Source organism: Colwellia polaris, assembly GCF_002104515.1.
In the GTDB taxonomy this organism is placed as follows: Bacteria; Pseudomonadota; Gammaproteobacteria; order Enterobacterales; family Alteromonadaceae; genus Cognaticolwellia; species Cognaticolwellia polaris.
This window is the reverse complement of sequence record NZ_NBOE01000013.1, coordinates 115,220-136,865: the sequence shown is the minus strand read 5'-3', so window position 1 is coordinate 136,865 and position 21,646 is coordinate 115,220. Positions and strand designations below refer to the sequence as shown.

Genomic DNA, 21,646 nt, shown 5'->3' with positions numbered 1-21,646 from the left:
TCTGCTCAATGAATTCTGTCGTGTTACTTAATCCCGACTAGGAACTAAGTAACTACATAAAACGTATTATTTAAATCCGAAGACCTAAATGATACTTATTTTGTGTGACATCATATTAAGCTGTTTTTTTGTTATCCGAGGATAACTATGTAAAATCAACGTTAATGTGAGTGTCCACACAAATTGCATGATAACTAATTGTTAAAGAACGTTAGTTTAAACTCAAAGTAAAAAACTAACCGAAACAAAATCTCATTCGCTTTGCTTCGTTGCTACAGGCCTTGCCTGAAGCGAGATGCGCATTCTACGCAACTCTGTTTCAATGTCAACGTTTTATTTCGTTTTTTTTAAACTTTCTTTTCAGAAGATTCAAACTTAACTTTAAAACGTTAAGTTAACCAAATCGGCCTAAACCGCGCTAGATAACTCATTAAAACAACCTCTTCGACTTGTCCCGAAGAAGTGGAGCGCATTTTAGAGATTTTTCATCTCACGTCAACCGCTAATTGTAATTAAATTGCATAAAAGTGTTTGTTTGCTTTTTAATTGAACTATTTGCTTAGTTAACAGACTAAGAAGTATGTAGTTAGCTGAATTGGGCTAGCATTTAATTGAAAAATATCTATTTATATGTACAAATAAACAGGAGATATATCTTAGCTTATACTCTATATTGATTTGGACATAAGAATAATAATACAAACATGTTGGAATTTTCCTTGATGTTTGCTCAGAGAGCATAGTAAATGAAAAAATTAATTACCTTCTTTTTTCTTGCTGGTATTAGTAGTGCAGTTATGGCGAAGGATATTGCTGAGTATAAACAGGAACGTTTAATAGCTAAAATATTAAACCAACAAGTAAAGAAACATAGAACAATTCAAAGTAGTGTCAACTCTATTCTTTCACGTTACCCTGAAAAGGTTGACGTGGTAATGGCGGTGGCCTTTAAGCGCTACCCTGAAGAGTACCGCCAAATTATGTTAGGCGCTTTATCAGCTCAACCTGTGCTTGCTTGTGATGTAATTGAGAATTCTATTAAAGCTAATGTTGCCCCAAGCAGCGAGTTAGTTGAAATAGCAATTACTGCTGAGCCTGCTTATGCCCAAGAGATAGTCAATACCGCCGTAAAGTTTATTCCGACTGAAATTGAAAATATTGTTCGAGTAGCAATACGCACCGAGCCTTACGATACTAGTAACATTGTGAATAACACCGCGTCTAGCTATCCGAGTAAAGTGTTAGATATTTTAACTGCGGCTATTACTGCTATACCTGAACAAGCAACAAACATTGTAAAGGATATTTTGGCGCTATTTCCTAACCAAGCGGATAATGTAGTTAAAACAGCGGTTACTCAAAGTAAAGATACTGAATACGAAAACATTGTAAATGCAGCGATAGATTCTGGTGTCGATAAAAACTCAGCTATTGCCGCTGCAATAGCCGGTGGTGCCAATAAAGAAACTTTTGCTAAATTACGCTAAATTCTATAGTTAATTATAACTTCGCTTTAGCGCTCAACAAAAAGCCCAGATAATCTGGGCTTTTTGTTGTCTATTAATTAGCTTACTCGTCTAACTAGATTCACGTTCAATGGCTCGATAAGCAATATCTGTTCTATACTCAACACCTGGCCATGATATCTGCTTTAATAATTCATACGCTGATTGTTGTGCCTGAGTAACATTGTTACCAATGGCTGTTGCACATAACACTCGACCACCGGCGGTAACTATCGCTCCATCTTTGTTTGCTGTGCCCGCATGGAATATTTTACGGTCCGCTTGTGTATTTATATCTAAGCCTGAAATTACATCACCTTTAGGGTAACTAGCAGGGTAATTTGCAGCAGCCATTACAACACCTACGGCTGGACGTGGATCAAAGTCAATTGTTGCTTTGTCTAATTCACCACGACAAGCCATCATACATAGTTCAACAAGATCTGACTTTAATCGCATCATAATAGGCTGTGTTTCAGGATCACCAAAACGACAATTGTATTCAATAACTTTTGGCGTACCATCAGCGTCAATCATCAAACCAGCATATAAAAATCCAGTGTATGGAGCACCTTCTTTTGCCATGCCTTCAACGGTAGGCATAATAACTTCATTCATCGCGCGTTGATGAATTTCTGGCGTTACGACAGGAGCAGGAGAATAAGCTCCCATGCCACCAGTATTTGGCCCTTTGTCACCATTATATGCACGCTTATGATCTTGGCTGGTAGCAAATGCTAGAACATTTTTACCATCAACCATAACAATAAAGCTGGCTTCTTCACCGGTTAAAAACTCTTCTATAACCACACGATGTCCTGCATCACCAAAAGCGTTACCTGCAAGCATGTCTTGAATAGCGTCTTCTGCTTCTTCAAGAGTCATAGCAACTATTACACCTTTACCAGCAGCAAGGCCATCGGCTTTAACTACTATAGGAGCGCCTTGCTCTCGAACATAAGTCAGAGCAGGTTCAATTTCAGTAAATGTTTGATAACTGCCAGTTGGAATATTATTTCTTGCTAAAAAGTCTTTTGTAAATGATTTAGAACCTTCAAGCTGTGCCGCCTTCGCACTAGGACCAAAGATCATTAAACCTTCAGTTTGAAAAGCATCTACTACACCATCAACAAGCGGCTGCTCTGGGCCAACAATAGTTAACACAACATTATTTTGCTTAGCAAAATCAACTAACGCAGGAATATCGTCAGCAGACATGGCAATATTTTCTAGTTTATCTTCTGTAGCTGTGCCGGCATTGCCAGGCGCTACATATACTTTTGTTACTGAAGTTGATTGTGCAGCTTTCCATGCTAAAGCATGCTCTCGACCGCCACTACCAATGACCAAAACATTCATTCACTTACATTCCTAGTTGGTTAAGTTGCTATGACCTATATAGTTAAGTCATAGCGACTCAATATTATTTTACAAATTTTAATGTCATGCGATCGCTTTCGCCAATCGCCATATATTTAGCTTTATCTTCATCGCCTAAACGTAATACGGGTGGCAACGTCCAAACACCTTTTGGATAAACCGCTTTATCTTTGGGGTTAGCATTAATTTCGCTGCTAGCCGCTAAAGTAAAACCAGCGGCTTTTGCTTGCGCTATTGTTTTATTTTGCGATACATAACCAACCGCTTTTTTAGGATCTACGCCTTCAGGTAAACGGTGTTCAACTACGCCAAGTACGCCACCTTTTTTCAGGGCTTTGTAGGCATCTTTAAATACTTGCTCTACACCTTCATCACGCCAGTTATGTAAATTACGAAAAGTTAGTACCATATCGGCAGTACCTGCAGGAGCAAGTTCACTTGCTTGACGTGGTACAAAGTTAGTTAACTCTACTTCGCTATAAACTTCATTACTTGCCAGCTTTTTAACTAATTGCTTACGAGAGTTACTATAGTAGTTATCTTCACCTGTATCTGGGTAATGTGCTCCGTAAAGCTTTCCTTTACCTTTAACCGCTGGTGCTAGAATTTCAGTATACCAACCACCGCCTGGAGTAATTTCGACAACAGTCATCATTGGATTAAAACCAAAAAACTCGAGAGTTTGTTTAGGATGACGATATTCATCACGTGACTTGTTTTTTTCTGAACGATGATCGCCAGCAATTGCTTTTTCAAGTTGGCTTTGGTGATGAGCATCTTGATGAGCAGCAACGAAACCTGAGCATAATAAAGTTGCAGACACGATTGACGCGGTAAAAACTTTTTTGAACGTTTGAGTTGTTGTTTGCATTTTTATCTTCCATTAACGAGTAAATTTTTATAGAAACTAGTTATAGCAGATTTCTTTCAGATGTTCAGTGTCGAAAGTTTTATCTTATCGACAAAAAACGGCATTTAAACTTAATTGCGGGTTTCAACCTTTAAGTTTATGTGTAGCCAAAAATTTAAAGGTGTTTTTTAACTGAGCCAAACAGTTATGCCAAAGTCGATATTAAAAATAGCTATGCTCAGAACGAAACATACCCTGAGCATAGCTTTTACATTTTAGCTTTTAATGACGGAAGTGACGCATACCCGTAAATACCATAGCGATATTATGTTCGTCTGCTGCTGCAATAACTTCATTGTCACGCATTGAACCACCAGGTTGAATTACCGCAGTAATACCAGCTTCTGCAGCGGCATCTAAACCATCACGAAATGGGAAGAAAGCGTCTGATGCCATTACTGAACCTGCCACTTCTAGATTTTCGTCTGCAGCTTTAATACCAGCAACTTTTGCTGAGTATACGCGACTCATTTGGCCTGCACCGACACCAATAGTAGAACTATTTTTTACATAAACAATAGCGTTTGATTTAACGTATTTCGCCACTTTCCAACAAAATTGTAAATCGCGCATTTCTTCAGATGTAGGCTGACGCTTAGTTACAACAGTTAGTTCATCACGAGTTACACTGCCTTGATCTGTGTCTTGTACTAACAAACCACCGTTTACACGTTTAAAATCAAAGCCTGTTGTTTTAGCAGACCATTGGCCACAAGCAAGTAAACGTAGGTTAGGTTTAGTGGCAACAATTTTTGCTGCAGCATCAGAAATACTCGGCGCGATAATTACTTCAACAAATTGACGTGAAACAATAGCTTGTGCAGTTGCTTCATCTAACTCACGGTTAAAAGCAATAATGCCACCAAAAGCAGACGTTGGGTCTGTTTTATAAGCCCCTTCATAAGCGGCTAAAATATCATCACCAATCGCAACACCACATGGGTTTGCATGTTTAACAATAACGCATGCTGGCTCGTCAAATTCTTTAACACATTCTAGTGCAGCGTCTGTATCAGCAATGTTGTTATAAGATAACGCTTTACCTTGAATTTGGTTCGCTGTTGAAACAGAGGCTTCTTCAGGCGATGCTTCTACATAGAATGCAGCATCTTGATGTGAGTTTTCACCGTAGCGTAAGTCTTGTTTTTTAATAAACTGGCTATTAAAGGTACGTGGAAACTTTTGGCTCTCTAGGTTAGCAACTTCATCACTACCATGTGCAGGCAACATTTTGCCAAAATAGTTAGCGATCATGCCGTCATATGCTGCCGTGTGTTCGTAAGCAGCAATGGCTAAATCAAAACGTGTTTTGTAAACCAAAGAACCATCATTCGCTGACATTTCAGCTAAAACGCGATCGTAATCATGAGCGTTAACAACAATGGTGACATCTTTGTGATTTTTAGCAGCAGCACGAACCATAGTTGGGCCACCAATATCGATGTTTTCAATCGCATTTTCTAAAGAACAATTTTCATCAGCAACAGCGTTAGCAAACGGGTAAAGGTTTACGACAACAAGATCGATAGCACTGATGTTGTTTTCAGTCATTACCGCTTCGTCAGTACCGCGGCGTGCTAAAATTCCGCCGTGAACTTTTGGGTGCAAGGTTTTAACACGGCCGTCCATAATTTCTGGGTGACCTGTGTAATCAGATACTTCTGTTACTTTAATGCCATTTTCAGCCAATAACTTCGCGGTACCACCTGTAGATAAAAGGTCGACACCTTTTTGTGATAGCGAGCGAGCAAATTCAACAATACCGGTTTTGTCTGAAACACTTAATAGTGCGCGTTTGATTGGGCGTGGTGTATCCATGGTTTTTCTAATTACCTATAAATTAAAATAAAATGGTTGTCTGACCTATAACAGATGTTGGTATTGCAGGGCTAATTAATACACCGCATCTATTATCATTGTTATGCTGGTTATTTTTACTTCTACTGGGATGCTAAAGTTGACTAACTGGATAACTTTTGCATCCCTAAAAACAAAAAAGCACCCGAGGGTGCTTTTAATTGACAGGCTAACCTGTCGTACTTTTTAGTTCATGCCGTATTTTTTTAACTTCTTACGTAAAGTACCGCGGTTGATGCCTAGTAAGTTAGCGGCGCGGGTTTGATTACCACGCGTATATTGCATTACTTCTTCAAGCATTGGCGCTTCAATTTCTGAAAGTACAAGGTCGTACATATCATCAACGTCATTACCGTTTAACTGTGACAAGTAGTTTTTAATAGCTACTTTCGCTTGTGTGCGTAAAGGCGAGGCCTTTGTCTGAGTTTGTAGATCACCGGTAATAAATGGAGAGGAAATATTTTGTTCAAACATAAAGTTCAGACTCTTTCTAAAGTTAAATTATCAAAATACATAGTTAATGCGTCAAGTTGTTGTGAAACTGACTCAAGTGCATTAAAAATAGAACGAAACGATTTTCCTTGCTCATGCGTTTGCATGTACCAAGAAACATGTTTACGGGCAAAACATACACCCATAAATTCACCGTAAAATTTGTGTAATTCCATTACATGCCCAATTAAAATAGAGCGTACTTCATCCGTTGAAGGAGCAGACAAATGTCTACCCGTTTTCAAAAAATGGTTAATTTCTCGAAAAATCCAAGGTCTCCCTTGGGCACCACGACCAATCATAATTGCATCAGCCCCAGTGTAATTCAGCACTTGTTCCGCTTTTTCCGCACAAGTAATATCGCCGTTAGCAACAACCGGAATATTTACACTTTGTTTAATTGCTTTAATGGTGTCGTACTCTGCATTGCCTTTATAAAAGTCATTACGAGTACGGCCATGTACAGCAAGTGATTGTATTCCGTTATGTTCAGCAATATTGGCTATTTCAATACCGTTGCGAGTGTTTTCACACCAGCCAGTTCGAATTTTCAGCGTTACTGGAATATCTACCGCATTAACCACAGCTTTAACAATTTGCTCGACTAACGCGGGTTCTTTCAATAACGCTGAACCTGCTAATTTTTTATTTACTTTTTTTGCTGGACACCCCATATTGATATCAATAATTTGTGCGCCATTATCAGCATTGAACCTAGCAGCAAAAGCTAATTCTTCAGGGTCTGAACCGGCAATTTGCACCGAACGTATACCTGCTTCCTCGCTATGTAACATACGACGTTGAGATTTACCGGTATTCCACACTTTTGGATTAGACGACATCATTTCTGATACTGCTAGCCCTGCCCCCATCTGACAACATAGTTGTCTAAATGGTTGATCTGTTATTCCCGCCATGGGTGCAAGCATAGTATTGCTTGCTAAAGTGTATGGACCTATCTTCACGCTGTTGTTTTTTTGAGCTACCAGTCAAAAGGGCGCTAAGTTTACGCGTTTTTTTTAAGATTGAAAAGGATATAAATTGAACAAAAAGCGCTTTTTTTCACGTTTTTTATATTGACATTTTATAAAGTGTTGATGCGAGCAGATTTCGTACAATTTGATAACAAAAGCTGCTCATTTTTTAAGACATTTATTGAAAACTATTTACGAACTCCTGACAAACGCACCCACTCTTCTTGTACCTTTATCGGATCCATCTGACAAAACTCACCGTAAATGCTTTGTAATTGTTCAGCCTGCTCTTCTAAAACACCTGATAAAGCAAGTACACCTTTACTAGCAACATACTCTATTATTACCGGTGCAAGTTCGCGTAATGGTCCGGCTAATATATTAGCCACCACCACATCGGCTTTAAATTGAGGTTGGTCTTTAGGAAGAAATAATTCTAAACGGTCTTCACATTGGTTACGTTTTGCATTTTCTAAACTTGCTTGCAGTGCTTGTGGATCGATATCAATACCGATAACTTTCTTAGCACCTAGCTTAAGTGCGGCCAATGATAAAATACCTGAGCCGCAACCGAAGTCGACCACGGTTTTACCTTCAAGGTCTAAACCATCAAGCCAAGTTAAACATAATGCCGTGGTTGGATGGGTACCGGTACCAAAAGCTAAGCCGGGATCGAGCATAACATTTACAGCGTTTGGCTCGGGTACTTCTCGCCAACTAGGACAAATCCATAAACGTTCGCCAAATTTCATCGGATGAAAGTTATCCATCCATTCACGTTCCCAGTCTTTATCTTCTAGTTGTTCAAGTTTATATGCCATATTAGCTTTATCTGGATGAATGCTTTTTAAATAGTTAAGCACTTTATCCATATCATGGCTGGCATCATATAAGCCCATCACTACCGTATTATTCCAATAGATAACATCGTCACCGGGTAAAGGTTCATATATCGGTGTATCTTTAGCATCGATAAAAGTAACCGCTTGTGCACCACATGCGCTAAGCCAATCACTATATTTTTCGGCAGTATCTTCATCAGCACTTAATCTAAGCTGGATCCAAGGCATTTTTATTCTCATTAAATATTTTTTGCTAGTTTATCACTCTATAACCTGACAAAAAACTATAACCTAACAAAAAAGCCACGGTTATCTTTTTATTAATACCAGCTAATATATGAAGAACCTCAACGCTGCAGACTATGTAGTAAGCTATAAAACTGACGGTATATGCTGCCTTTATTTTTACCTATTATTTACAACCTTTATATAAGTAGGAAAATAACTTTGCTTGATACTGAGTATAGTCATGAGTAACAGATCAATAATCACGGTTCTGCTAAAGTAATTATCATAAAGTTAACATTAACAAAATTTTCCACAACCAAAACGTTAAGGATACCTATGTTAGATCTACTCCCTGATTTATTCGATGATCATGCCAACGAACTTAACCTAGCAGCACCTATTTTTAATGATTATGGAGGTAAGAAAATATTCTTTGGCGAAATAGTTACCGTTAGTTGTTATAACGATAACTCGAAGGTTAAAGAGCTGGTTGCCACAGATGGTACGAATAAAGTCATGGTTGTTGATGGCAAGGCAAGCATCACTAATGCTTTACTTGGTGATATGTTAGCAGAGCAAGCAGTAGAAAATGGTTGGCAGGCTATTGTTATTAATGGCTGTATTCGAGACGCTGGCACTATAGCCACTTTAGCACTTGGCGTAAAAGCTCTCGGTTGTTGTCCAATAAAAACTGAGAAATTAGGTAAAGGTGAAATCAACACTCATATTAGCTTTGCTGGGGTAGACTTTATCCCTGGTCACTATATTTATGGTGATAGTAATGGCTTAGCTATCAGTAAAACACTATTATCCTTTTAGTAAAATAATTTTAGTCACCGCGGTGTAGCTAAAATTAAACGTTAACTATAAAGGTAGAGTGTCAAAACAATGAAGTATTTCCCTATATATCTAGACGCCAAACATATTAACGCCATGATAATAGGTGGCGGTGAAGTTGCTGCCCGCAAAATAGACTTGTTATTAAAGTCGACAACTAACATCACCATAATGTCTGAAACACTTAATAGTAGTGTTGAGCGTTTAGTTAATGTACATCAATTAACTTGGCTTAAGCATAATTATCAGCCGGGTCATCTGGGCAGTTGTAATATTGTTATTGCCGCAACAGATAGTAACGAAGTTAATAGCGCAGTAGCAGCTGAAAGCACAAAGTTAAAATTACTGACCAATGTTGTCGACCAACCTGAGCTTTGTAATTATATAACGCCAGCGATTATTGACCGCGCGCCGATGATCATTGCGATGTCGAGCTCAGGCAGTGCGCCTATTTTATTACGAATGCTTCGCGAACAAATAGAAAAAACCTTACCTTATGGTTATGGCAAGTTAGCTGATTTTTCCTTTAAATTTAGAGATCATGTAAAAGCACGAGTAAAAAGCATACGTGACCGTCGTACTTTTTGGGAACGCACATTACGTGGCAGCATCGGTCAAAATATTTTAGCGGGTAAAACAACACAAGCTGAGCAACAACTTATCGCCAGTTTGCAAACACAAACGCCAGCACCTGATGGGGAAATAGTGTTTATACACACCGGTGATGGTAACCCTGATAATTTAACTCTTAATGCACACCGAGAAATGCAATTTGCTGATGCGGTATTTTACGACCAAGAAGTTAATAGCGATATTATTGAATACATTAGACGCGACGCTAGCAAATTTCCTCAAGAAATAGCGTCAAATATTTTAATTAATGTTCAACATGCACTCGAGTTAGCCGAACAAGGTGAAAAAGTTATCTATTTGCTGCACGGCACATTAGAGTTACCGAGCAACAAAACCTTGGCTGAAAGTCCAATTATTAAAAAGCATTTATATAGCGGCAATTAATAGCTGCCGCTTGGTGATAACTTAATATGAATTACTTAATATTGGTTGGTTCTTATTAACGAGTCAGTGCCAACTGAATAGATAATTAGTGCTGATAGCCGCTATGCGTTATCGCAGCATTATGTCTAGTTTCAGATATCGGCATCGAAAAACCTTGGTTAATCATTTTAGCTAAAAATGGAATGCCTTCGTTATCGCCAACATCCGCATAATCAGTTGTTTGATAAGTTTCGTATTGCTTAAATAATGCTGGCATTTTTTCATCTTTTTGTTGATATTTTGTTAGCTGCCATTGTTGTGTTAACTGCCCATTTTGCAATGTAAGAGATTTTACTAAACCTAATTTCGGTAACCATACCAGTTGATAACCGTTATGTAGCTCCTTTAATTCATCACCATTTAACACCTTGCCTTTTAATACTTGGCCTTTCAACACATAGTGCTCTTCAAGCAAACATCCCGAACCTTTTTGTTCGACCAATTGCATCTGATTAAATGCAGGTATGGCAACCAGCTGATAAACGTCTTGCCACTGTGGCTGATACCTTAATTCATTCGGTTGATAGTCAATAATATGTTGATACTTGTCGAACACTCTACTGAGCGACAAGCGATTAGCATATAATGACCAAATATCATTCACGCCTTTACTTACATTGCGTTGTAAAATTTGGTTATGATTTCGGTGTAATTCGAATAATTGCTTAACAGGCGGTTGTTCCATATTTTGGTGAGTAATTTGCGTATCAAGTTGATAATAAGCACTGATCACATCAGCAGAAATTTTACACTCATTGGCATTAGCCGTTAATGGCAAGGTGAATAATAAGGCGGCAATAATTTTCATAATAAACCTATTAAGAAGATGTAGTTATGTTGCTAGATAACAATGACTAGTCAGCATGATTGATATATATGGTGAATGTAGATTAGCGAAAAAGGAAGGTGCCATTTTTATAATGACAACTTCCCTGACTGAACTAAATTAGCGCTCGCTAGTTTAGTACTTGCTCAGCTTTCGCAACCAAATCAGCGGCATAATCCATGGCATGAAATATTACACTTTGTTCATTCGTACCAGTAATTAAATTCGCCCCCGGCCCTGACGCATAAATACCAACATCTTCGCCCGCGTGCGTTTCAGAGCCCATAGGCACTAAAGCTTCTTGATGAAAACCCGCAGAAGTAGTATCAACAGAGCTTAAATCTACCCGCCCGGTTACTGCATCACCGCTATAACCTGCATCTGCATTCGTTTCTGCGCCTAGGTCTCTAAAACCTTTACCGTTGGTATAACCTAAAGTGGTATAAGGCATACCATCGCTTGCTAGACTTGGCTCAGTACTGCCCACACCCACTACTTTGCCTAAGATAGGATTACCACGTTTAGGGTAGCCAGCCATGGTAAACACATGACTATGATCTGCAGTAACAATAATTAAGGTTTCCTCAGGGTCAGTGGCATCAACAGCTGCTTGTACCGCATCAGCAAAAGCCATGGCGTCAGTTAATGCACCATGAGCACTCCCTGCATGATGACCATGATCAATTCTGCCCGCTTCAACCATCAGGAAGAAACCGTCTTGGTTATTATCAAGTACATCAATCGCTTTACTGGTCATCTGCTTTAAAGAAGGCTCACCAGCAATATCATTACCTCGGTCGGCTTCATATTGCATATGTGATTCATTGAACAAACCAAACAAATGCGATGTCGTGTTAGCATCAACAGCATCAAAGCCTGCTTGGTCCATCACATAGCTACCGCCTGGATACTGTGCTTTCCATTCTGCGGTTAAATCTCGGCCATCAGTTCTATCACCTTCAATAGCACTGACGGCATCCGCACTATTAAATGCCGCATCTTTGGGTAAAAAGTGTCGTCTTCCACCACCTAATACCACGTCGATACCATCAACATCTGCGCCAGCAAATTTACTTTCCATATCACTTTCAAAACTAATCAACTGTGCAGCAATATCAACGCAACCAGCAGTAACAGCAGCGGCTGGCATATCAGAAACATCTTCCCAATTTCGGTCTGCTGATTTTGCATAAGTTGCCGCCGGCGTAGCATGAGTAATACGAGCAGTAGAAATAATACCTGTTGATTTACCCGCTATTTCAGCTAATTCTAAGGCGGTGACTAACTCATTGCCTGATACAGTAGAGCAATCACCTCTGCTAATAGCTTCGCTGACACCAATGACACCAACATCGGTTTTCACGCCTGACATCATCGCGGTCATCGTACCGGCAGAGTCTGGAGTTTGCGCATCTACATTGTAGGTTTTAACAAAACCAGAATATGGTAACTTGTCAAAGCTCAGTTGATGTTCCTCGCCCATTTTACCAAGCTTTTGCCCAGCTAAAATACGCGTTGCGGTTACCGTAGAAATACCCATACCGTCACCCACAAACAAAATAACGTTTTTCGCTTTACCTTTAGCATTCACTAAAGATTGAGTATTAAGCTCAGCTTGCGCTAAAACGCTTTGCCCTTGTTCATACCAAAGGTTATTTGTTGTCGCTGCCAATGCTGAACCTTGTGCTTGTGTTAAGGTTGGCGAGCAAACATATTCAGTTGCATCAATTTCGCTAGCATCGAGTACACCAGAGCCATCATCATCTAAGCCTGAATCAATTTGTACACCACCATTAAGACATTGTGCATCGCCAACATTTAATAATGTTTGGCTGATCAGACTATTAATACCGCTATTGCCGTTAACACCATTAGTGCCATTTGTACCATCGTCACCATCACAACCGGCTAATGCCGCCAACACGGCTAAAGATAAAATTTTTACTGTTTTCATGTTAATTCCTTTCGATTAGCAGGTTATTTAGCAATTAAGCCAAGAGATTGATTGATGATATGAAACACAACACTTTGCTCGATAACACCTTGTGCCAAATGCGCACTAGGCCCAGAGGCATGTAAACTAATATCTTCGCCCGCATGGGTTTCAGAGCTCATCGGTACGGTGGTCTCTTGATGAAAACCGGTTGTCGTCGTATTAACCGTGGTTAAGTTTTGGCGCCCCGCTAAAGCATCATCGTTATAGCTTAAGTCAGCATTTGTTTCGTTTATTAAGTTTCTGAAACCTTTACCATTGGTATAGCCAACCGTGGTGTATGGCATACCATCACCCGCTAAAGCAGGCTCCGTTGCCCCAACATTAACTACTTTGCCTAAAATAGGATTGCCACGTTTTGGATAGCCAGCAATCGTAAAGACATGACTATGATCCGCCGTTACTAAAATTAAGGTTTCTTCCGGGTTAGTGTTATCAATAGCGGCTTGTACGGCGTTAGAGAATTCAATGGTATCGGTTAAAGCGTTATACGCAGAGCCGGCATGATGACCATGATCAATACGACCTGACTCAACAACAAGAAAATAACCTTTGTCATTATTATCAAGAATATCAATAGCTTTGCTAGTAAGTTGCGTTAGCGAAGGCTCACCAGCAATATCATTACTGCGGTCAGCTTCATATTGCATATGCGATTCATTAAATAACCCTAATACACGTTCTGTGCTGCTGGCATCGATAGCATCAAAACCGGCTTGGTCAATAACATATTGACCATTTTGATATTGCTCTTGCCACTTAGCGGTTAAATCAACGCCATCAGTACGGTCACCTTCAATGGCACTGACAGCATCAGCACTATTAAAGCTGGCATCTTTAGGTAAAAAGTGACGACGACCGCCGCCAAATGCCACTTCAATACCGTCAACATCAACACCTGGAAAACGTTGTTCGAGGTTTTTTTCAAAATCAATAAGTTGGGTGGCAATATCAACACAGCCTTCGGTTACAGCAGCTTCTGGCATATCAGACACATCTTCCCAATTACGATCAGCTGACTTGGCATAAGCGGCAGCCGGTGTTGCATGAGTAATACGAGCCGTTGAAATAATCCCCGTCGACAAGCCTTTAATCTCGGCCACTTCTAATGAGGTAACTAATTCATTTCCACGAACAGTTGAGCAATCACCACGCTCAATATCTTCATCAACGCCAATTACGCCAACATCGGTTTTAACACCCGACATCATTGCCGTCATGGTGCCAGCGGAATCAGGCGTTTGCGCATCTACATTATAGGTTTTAACTTGCGCTGAATAAGGAAACTCTTCGAAGCTTAAATAGCCCTCTTCACCCGACTGACCTTTATTTTGTCCATCTAAAATACGTGCTGCGGTTAAGGTAGAAAGTCCCATACCATCACCCACAAATAAAATGACATTTTTTGCTTTATTGCGTGTTGTTAATTGAGTTTTAGTCAGTACTGTTTGCTGACCATCAACAAACCACTGGCTGTCTTTTTGCACATTAGGTAAAACGCCAGCGACTGCAACGCTAGAGAGTAAAAAAGATGACAAAGCTGAAAGTGAAACCCAGGTCGAGTTCATAATGCTTCCTTTAGTGTTGTTTTTAGTGAAATAGGTTTTGCTAATGCACATGCACTAACATCACCAGCATGCTAAGCACTAAAAATGACAATAAGGTAAAAGTAAAATGAACGAACGATGAAAACTTTATTGCAGAAATGTGACGTTAAGGTGCTATAAGGATTTCGGTCGAGAAAGCTAAGCCACGAGTACAATAGCGACTAGTAACATAAATACTGCTGCAGTTCTTAAATGGTTTGCGATTGAGTAGGTTAAAATAAGTTGATTATCATCTTGCATAAATAACTCCACTGTAAAATTTATTGTTCAAGTAACTCAATAGAGTCTGCTATAGCAGATTAAGTTCCAAACTTTACGCTTCCTTACATGTACGCGGCAATGTGCCATGGATGATATGTAATTGAATTCAGTTAAGCCTTCAATTTTTGCATACGAATTAACTAAAAAATCTGCTCATTGCTGATTTAAGCACTACTAAGTTGAACTCTTTGCATGAAATAATCTTATTAGTTAAAGGCGCAATACTCGTTATGCATTTAAATGTTCGCCCTCCTGTGCTGTATTTCATCATCCAAATCACTAAGGTCATATTTTAAAATGCTTTTTTGACTTAAATCTATCTTTTGAGTAATAAACCACACATCGCTTACAAATTATAGACAATCATAATCAAGTATAATAATGTTAAATAAGTGTATTTTTGATGACTAAATGCGTGAAAAACAGGATGTTTTCAAATTTTGCGTTACACTAAATTTATCACAATTGTCTAATAATAATGGAATGTAGTAGATGCCTAACAATAAAACCGCCAAAAAATCAGAGCCTCAAGATGAATCGCCCATTAATGAACTAGATCAACTCAGACAAATTGTATTTGGCGTTGCCGAACAACAATTAAAAAAGCAAATTGCATTAACGCGCAGTGATTTAGAACAAGCATTAAATACGCAGAACATTAGCATTACAAATCGGCTTGATAAAATGCAAGAAAATTTCACTCAACAGTTTGCCGATGTAGAACAAAGAATACAGCACCTAGACAAAACGCATGATGAAAACGAATTAGTCATACAGAAAGACCTTGCCAGTTTAGCGTCAGAACATGAAATGTTTGCTACAGCTACGCAACAAGACTTTAAAGCTATGGAACAAGCACTAGATAGTGGTAGCCAAACACTCTCTCATAACTTTAACGAACAACTTGATCAATTAAAAACACACCTTGAAAGCGTATCAAAAGAGCTTAGTTCATCAAAAACCGACAGAAAAACACTCGCTAAATTGCTAGCAACTATGGCGACTAATTTAGAAGATGATGAATTATAATGCCATCCGATGCAGCAAAAGAAGCTGAATCAGCGCAACAATTAGAACAAGTCCGTACATTATTACTGGGTAAAGATAACAGTAGAATTACAGACAGTTTGAGAAAAGATGCCCGTAAAATAGTAGCTGAAGTTATCACTGAAGCGCTGCACGATAGGCAACAAAAAGATAATTCAGTAGATAAAGTCCTGCAACCCTTTGTAGAAGATTCAGTTCAAACATCTGTCGCCCATAACCGCGAACAAATGGTCACTTCTTTATATCCCATTGTTGGTAGTTTAGTGAGAAAATCAGTCGCGGCTTTTCTCAGCGACTTTATGGAAAAAACCAATCAATTAATAGAAAACAGTTTCACAATTAAAGGCCTAACGTGGCGTTTTAAAGCCCGACAAACTGGCGTTAGTTACGCACAATATGCCGCCTCACAAACTTTTGTTTATCGTGTGGAGCATGTTTTTCTTATTCACCGAGAAACCGGTCTTTTGTTAAACACTGTCCCATTAGGTAGTGAAAACAAGAGTGATGCAGACATTGTCTCGGCAATGTTAACAGCGATTAACGATTTTGTTGGTGATTCATTTTTAACGAGTGATGATCAGCTCAAAGAACAATTACAATCAGTTAGTACAGAAAACTTTAATTTATTAATAAAACCCGGTCCAAGTGCCCTTGTTGTGGCAGCAGTAACAGGAAATCCTCCACAAAGCATAAGCGATCAACTCCAATTAACCGTTGAAAACATCCATAGTTTATACCTTGAAGATCTCAATAACTTTAATGGCGATAACCAACAATTTGGCAAAACTGACGGCCTGCTTCGCGACTGTTTATTATCAGAACAAAAAGAAGCTCTGACTAGCAAGCAAAAAACACCTTGGTTTGCTTGGGCCATTGTTCTTTTAATATTGTTATATAGCGGGTACAAAGGCGTTAATTGGTTAAAAACTTCTCAATTACATGACAAAATAATGCAGTTAGACTCTCAACCTGGGGTCATTATTAAGCAGCTTGAAATAGATAACCTCAAGGCAATAACGCTTGATGTATTACGCGATCCTAACGCTATTGAATTAACTGATTGGCTTAACAGCAATGCATTAAATGCGGCACACTTCACAATAATAGAGCGTAAATATTACTCTTTAGACATCCCGATATTACACCAACGTATAGAACGTGTTAATAATACATATCCTGGCGTTAATTTTACTTGGCAAAATAATCTCCTCGTTCTTTCTGGTACTTTAAGCCTAACAAAAACCGAACAACTCCTAAACACCTTAGGGCTTGCAGGCTTTACAGTCGGTAATAATTTAAATACGGCACAATTACAGTTAGCAACATCTCAACCTAATGCCGATACGCAACAAGTAAAACAACAGTTAGCTAATGAGATTATTGGCCGAATTGCAGCGCTACAATTGAATTTCCCTGTTGCTGTTGAAACCATTACCCCTGAGATGCAACTTACCTTAAAGCGACTTTATCAATACATTCAACAATTAGAGCCGCTAGCACAAACACTTAACTTAAATTTTGGCTTACTCGTTTTAGGCAGCAGTGATAATACCGGTAATAACTCGACTAACTTAACCATTAGCCTACAAAGAGCAAATAACGCTGCTGATGTACTACAACAGTTAGGTATTGATAAAACAAAAATGTTTGTCTTAGGCTTGGGACAAATTGATATTAACGATATCACTAACTCAGCAAGAACCGTGATGTTTAATGTTATTCTTACCAATAACGATTAACAGCCTAAGTAATAAGGTGACACTAGCAAAAATAAGCGTAGTATTTTTACTCAAACTACACACATGTAGAGTTATACAAAGCAAGAATTAAAAGCTTAATAAAACCACCTAGCTGTCGAATATGGAGATGACGCTTTGATTCAAAAGAAAATATGCCTTTTAGGGGCATCCAGTGTTGGTAAAACAAGTTTGGTCAAACAATTTGTTGAAGGCATTTTTAGCGAAAAATACCTTACCACCATAGGGGTAAAAATAGACAAAAAAACCATCACCTTCGAAAATGAACAAATTCAGTTCATGCTATGGGATATGGAAGGTAATGACACTTATAACGTTTTTCAAGAAAGGTACTTACGTGGCGCAGCTGCTTACATTATCGTTGTTGATCAAACCCGCACATCTTCATTTCATGAAGGTTTAGATATACATACACTCGCTCGACAAGTGAGTAACTGCCCTGCTGTATTAACCGTTAATAAGAACGACTTACCTGCTACTTGGAATATTGAAAACAATGAAAATAAGGTTTACAAAGACTTGTTTGATCTACATTTCTCTACCAGCGCTAAAACAGGGGAAAATGTAGAAGCCATGTTTTTAGCCTTGGCTAAGTTGTTATTAAAGGGATGAGTAAATATGACCTCGCTATTAAATAAAGTAATAAACGCCCTTGAACAAATCATTTTAGAAGTTATTGATCCTACAACCGGAACCGTTAGGTGGGTTGAAGGCGAAGGAGACTGGGCGAAGGATTTATTCCCACAAGCGGGCAACCAGCAAGTATTTACCATCAATGAAGAAACACCTTTTTTATTCGATTTTCTCTACGACGCCAAATTGTTGTGGAAAGAAAATGAAAACGGCAGGTTACGTTCAGGTTTGTGGACTGAAACAACATTAAATAATACAGAATTACATTTAGAAGCTATCGCAATAAAACAACAACAGCATAATATTTTGGTTATAACAAACCAACGTGAAGACTTTAAAGTACAACAAAAAACTAAACAGGTAGCACGTGAAGTTTTATTATCCTATGATCGGCTTTTCTTGAAAAACGAGTATTTACACACTCGATTACTCTCAATTTTAAACCAACCCTCAGAACAAAGTCATATTTTAACAACTCTGGCTAAAGTAATAGAAAATGCTGAATTCGCTGTATTTATTGCCAGTAGCGATTTTAATACAAATATAGAAAACACGGCAGCCCTTAGTCTTTTTGAAGAACAAACGTTTCACGGCTCAGAGCCTACGCGTCCCATCAATATCATTCTTAACTTAATGAAGAACCAATTACCTGAGTACGAACGAATAATAGCGACTCACTCAAGTTGGGATGGCGAATTATGTTGGATTTCGCCACCATCAACACTTAAATGGCTAAAAGTAGCTTTTTATCCCGTATTAAATAAGCTGCACGAAGTAGAGAATTGGATAATATTTGCCAACGACATCAGTACAGTTAAACACTTGGTTCAGCGTAACGAAAAGCTTGCTATGCAAGATATGCTAACAGAGTTACCTAATCGTTATGCTTTTTTACAAACACTAGAAAAACATATTATTAGTGCCCAAGCATTTTATTTACTTTATATCGATATTAACGAATTTAGGCGCCACAACGAGTTTTATGGCCATGAAGAAGGCGATAAATTACTGGTTGAGCTGAGTAAACGCATTAGCTCAGCAGTAAAGTCTACAGACTATGTAGCCCGAGTTGGCGGTGACGAATTTGCAATAATTCTTGCAAATATTGACAACCAAGCTAGCTGCGAATTAGCTATTCAGCGTATTATTGAAAGTATAAACAAACCGTTTCACACAAAAAAAGCGAACAGTTTTCATATTAGTATCAGCGTGGGGGTAGCCAATTATCCTAATGATGCCCAAGGTGTTGATGAATTAATGAAGTTTGTCGATTTAAGTGCTTATAACGGCAAGAAAAACAAAAAAAATACCGTACAATTTTACTCGCAATCAATGAAAGACGCTTCACAGCATCTTATTATAGTTGAGCAAGAGCTTAGGCAAGCCATAACAAACAACGAATTTGAACTCTATTTACAGCCTATTATTGATATAAAAACAAATTGCATTAATAAAGCTGAAGCCTTAATTCGTTGGAACCACCCTGAAAAAGGCTTAGTTAGCCCTGATAGTTTTATTCCAGTAGCCGAACGAAGCGGCTTAATCATTACCATTGGTGAATGGGTAATTAATCGTAGCTGCCAAATATCAAAACAGCTAAGCAAGCTAGGGTTTGATATTAAAATATCAATGAACCTATCTCCTTCTCAAGTCGCCGATAGCAATTTATTTACCTATTTAAAAGACTGTATTCAAAATAATCAAGTTACCCCTTATTTATTAGAGTTAGAGGTAACTGAAGATGTATTAGTTGATGATTACTCAGTTGTAGAAACATTGTTAAGTAATGCAAGAGCAATGGGCATGAGTGTATCGGTTGATGATTTTGGTACGGGTTACAGCTCACTTTCTTACTTAAAGAAATTACCGTTAGATTACTTAAAAATCGACCGAACCTTTATTAAAGAAATTGTTGCTGACGATAACGATAAAGCCATAGTAAAAGCTGTAATTGCCATGGCACATAATTTAAATTTATGTGTCACGGCAGAAGGAGTAGAAACACAAGAACAATTAAGCTTCTTAGTCGATAATGCCTGTAACTCGGTGCAAGGTTATATGTTTAGTCGACCGATCAGTGTAAATTATTTTATAAAACTGCTTAATGAACAGCTCTAATACCTTTACTATCAGCATACCTGAACAAAGGCTTTCTGCTTTGTTCAGCCTTTAGTCGCTTTATAACTGATACTGGGCAAGACAATATTTTTGATGTTATTTTCTTGCGACTAAGTGTACTGTGCTAGTCGAACGCTCAAGAAAAGCCCCTTCGCAGTAAGCAAAATAATACAACCAAAGTCGCTTAAATTTTTCATCGTAACCAAATGGCTTTAATTCAGGCCAAGATTGTAAAAATGCTTCGCGCCAATGAGCAAGCGTTTTTGCGTAATCTAAACCTATATCATTAACCGATTCGGTAACTAAATCAGTATATTGCGTTAAGTTCTCGGTCAAAACAGTAACCGAAGGTAAAAAACCGCCAGGGAAAATATAACGTTGTATAAAGTCGACATTACGTTTGTAGTGTTCAAAGCGTTGATCGGCAATAGTAATGGCTTGGATCAAGAGTTTTCCACCCGGCTTTAATCTTTCATTGCACTGTTTAAAGAAACTCGGTAAATATTCAAAACCAACGGCTTCTATCATTTCAATTGACACTAGTTTGTCGAATTCACCGGTTAAATCTCTGTAGTCTTGTTTTAGTAAGGTTATTTTGTCTGTAAGTCCTAGTTGCTCAATACGCTGTTTAGCATAATCATATTGTGCATCAGATATAGTTGTGGTGGTTACTTTACAACCATAATGTTGTGCAGCGTAAATGGCTAAGCCGCCCCAACCTGACCCTATTTCCAATAAATGATCACTTGCCGTTAACTCTAAACGCTGACAAATGGTCGACATTTTATGTAATTGCGCATCAGCTAAACTGGCTTCTTGACTTGGGTATATCGCTGAAGAATACATCATTTCGGGGTCAAGAAAGCGCGTATACAATTCATTGCCTAAATCATAATGTGCCAAAATATTTTTCTTAGATCCTGACTGACTATTTCGGTTGCCGCGATGCAACAACGCATATTTAAGCTTAGTTAACCAAGGTTTTTGCTTTTCAAGTTTGTCTACTTCTTGCTGTGCACGAGCAAATATACGAATAACCGTGGTTAAATTAGGGCTACTCCATTTTCCTGCGATATAGGCTTCTGCTACACCAATAGATCCACCTTTAACAAAGTCTTTATAGACACTGTTATCATGAATGTTGATACGACCAAGTAAAGATTTGTTTTCAGCAAATTCAGGGAAAAGTAAACGTTGGTTATGCTCAACGAGTTCAATTTGACCATATTGAATTTTTGCAAATACGTTGAAAACTAAACTACGACAACGTTTTTCTATCCAACTTGCTGGTTTTTTAACTTTCAAACCTGATACTTGTTCCAC

The 21,646-nt window shown here is 38.5% G+C and carries 17 protein-coding genes; 7 read left to right on the top strand and 10 right to left on the bottom strand.

From position 1 onward, the window contains the following. The first annotated feature begins 746 nt into the window (after window positions 1-746). Window positions 747-1,487 (top strand): hypothetical protein, encoded by a 741-nt coding sequence (locus B6A32_RS16870; protein ID WP_085306087.1) that lies wholly within the window; start codon window positions 747-749, stop codon window positions 1,485-1,487. A gap of 90 nt (window positions 1,488-1,577) precedes the next feature. Here the strand turns inward: B6A32_RS16870 and purD are convergent, their stop codons facing one another. From purD to prmA, 6 genes are all read right to left on the bottom strand, one after another. Beyond that, entirely contained in the window at window positions 1,578-2,864 is a 1,287-nt protein-coding gene (gene purD, locus B6A32_RS16865; RefSeq protein ID WP_085306086.1) for a phosphoribosylamine--glycine ligase, read from the bottom strand. Window positions 2,865-2,928: 64 nt separating this feature from the next. Further along, on the bottom strand, window positions 2,929-3,756 hold the full coding sequence (locus B6A32_RS16860; protein WP_085306085.1) for a class I SAM-dependent methyltransferase: 828 nt from the start codon (window positions 3,754-3,756) through the stop codon (window positions 2,929-2,931). Window positions 3,757-4,017: 261 nt separating this feature from the next. Next, window positions 4,018-5,613: a bifunctional phosphoribosylaminoimidazolecarboxamide formyltransferase/IMP cyclohydrolase gene (gene purH / locus B6A32_RS16855; protein WP_085306084.1), complete on the bottom strand. Its 1,596-nt coding sequence runs from the start codon at window positions 5,611-5,613 to the stop codon at window positions 4,018-4,020. Window positions 5,614-5,838: 225 nt separating this feature from the next. Beyond that, window positions 5,839-6,126: a DNA-binding transcriptional regulator Fis gene (gene fis / locus B6A32_RS16850; protein WP_044832893.1), complete on the bottom strand. Its 288-nt coding sequence runs from the start codon at window positions 6,124-6,126 to the stop codon at window positions 5,839-5,841. A 5-nt stretch (window positions 6,127-6,131) separates the two neighbouring features. Next, window positions 6,132-7,109: a tRNA dihydrouridine synthase DusB gene (gene dusB, locus B6A32_RS16845; RefSeq protein ID WP_085306083.1), complete on the bottom strand. Its 978-nt coding sequence runs from the start codon at window positions 7,107-7,109 to the stop codon at window positions 6,132-6,134. 197 nt (window positions 7,110-7,306) lie between these two features. Further along, window positions 7,307-8,188 carry a 50S ribosomal protein L11 methyltransferase gene (gene prmA, locus B6A32_RS16840; protein ID WP_085306095.1) on the bottom strand — a complete coding sequence of 294 codons (882 nt, stop codon included), beginning with the start codon at window positions 8,186-8,188 and terminating at the stop codon, window positions 7,307-7,309. 336 nt (window positions 8,189-8,524) lie between these two features. Here prmA and B6A32_RS16835 point away from each other — a divergent pair, with 336 nt between their 5' ends. After that, the gene (locus B6A32_RS16835; RefSeq protein ID WP_085306082.1) at window positions 8,525-9,007 is read left to right on the top strand and encodes a putative 4-hydroxy-4-methyl-2-oxoglutarate aldolase; all 483 of its coding nucleotides are present in this window, start codon (window positions 8,525-8,527) and stop codon (window positions 9,005-9,007) included. Window positions 9,008-9,076: 69 nt separating this feature from the next. Next, entirely contained in the window at window positions 9,077-10,042 is a 966-nt protein-coding gene (locus B6A32_RS16830; protein ID WP_085306081.1) for an NAD(P)-dependent oxidoreductase, read from the top strand. Window positions 10,043-10,127: 85 nt separating this feature from the next. Here the strand turns inward: B6A32_RS16830 and B6A32_RS16825 are convergent, their stop codons facing one another. The 3 genes from B6A32_RS16825 to B6A32_RS16815 form a co-directional block, all read right to left on the bottom strand. Continuing rightward, window positions 10,128-10,889, bottom strand: a complete 762-nt coding sequence (locus B6A32_RS16825; RefSeq protein WP_085306080.1) for a hypothetical protein — start codon at window positions 10,887-10,889, stop codon at window positions 10,128-10,130. A gap of 148 nt (window positions 10,890-11,037) precedes the next feature. Continuing rightward, window positions 11,038-12,861, bottom strand: a complete 1,824-nt coding sequence (locus B6A32_RS16820) for an alkaline phosphatase (protein ID WP_085306079.1) — start codon at window positions 12,859-12,861, stop codon at window positions 11,038-11,040. Between the two features lie 23 nt (window positions 12,862-12,884). Next, window positions 12,885-14,468: an alkaline phosphatase gene (locus tag B6A32_RS16815; RefSeq protein WP_085306078.1), complete on the bottom strand. Its 1,584-nt coding sequence runs from the start codon at window positions 14,466-14,468 to the stop codon at window positions 12,885-12,887. Between the two features lie 792 nt (window positions 14,469-15,260). Between B6A32_RS16815 and B6A32_RS16810 the strand changes: the two genes are divergently transcribed. The 4 genes from B6A32_RS16810 (at window position 15,261) to B6A32_RS16795 (ending at window position 20,323) form a co-directional block, all read left to right on the top strand. Further along, a complete protein-coding gene (locus tag B6A32_RS16810) occupies window positions 15,261-15,797 on the top strand; it encodes a hypothetical protein (RefSeq protein WP_085306077.1) in 537 nt (178 codons plus the stop codon). Further along, on the top strand, window positions 15,797-17,554 hold the full coding sequence (locus tag B6A32_RS16805; RefSeq protein WP_085306076.1) for an OmpA family protein: 1,758 nt from the start codon (window positions 15,797-15,799) through the stop codon (window positions 17,552-17,554). Before B6A32_RS16810 ends, B6A32_RS16805 begins: the two co-directional genes overlap by 1 nt. Window positions 17,555-17,689: 135 nt before the next feature. Then, entirely contained in the window at window positions 17,690-18,184 is a 495-nt protein-coding gene (locus B6A32_RS16800; protein WP_085306075.1) for a Rab family GTPase, read from the top strand. A gap of 6 nt (window positions 18,185-18,190) precedes the next feature. Further along, the gene (locus tag B6A32_RS16795) at window positions 18,191-20,323 is read left to right on the top strand and encodes a putative bifunctional diguanylate cyclase/phosphodiesterase (protein ID WP_085306074.1); all 2,133 of its coding nucleotides are present in this window, start codon (window positions 18,191-18,193) and stop codon (window positions 20,321-20,323) included. A gap of 96 nt (window positions 20,324-20,419) precedes the next feature. Here the strand turns inward: B6A32_RS16795 and B6A32_RS16790 are convergent, their stop codons facing one another. Further along, entirely contained in the window at window positions 20,420-21,646 is a 1,227-nt protein-coding gene (locus B6A32_RS16790; protein WP_085306073.1) for an SAM-dependent methyltransferase, read from the bottom strand.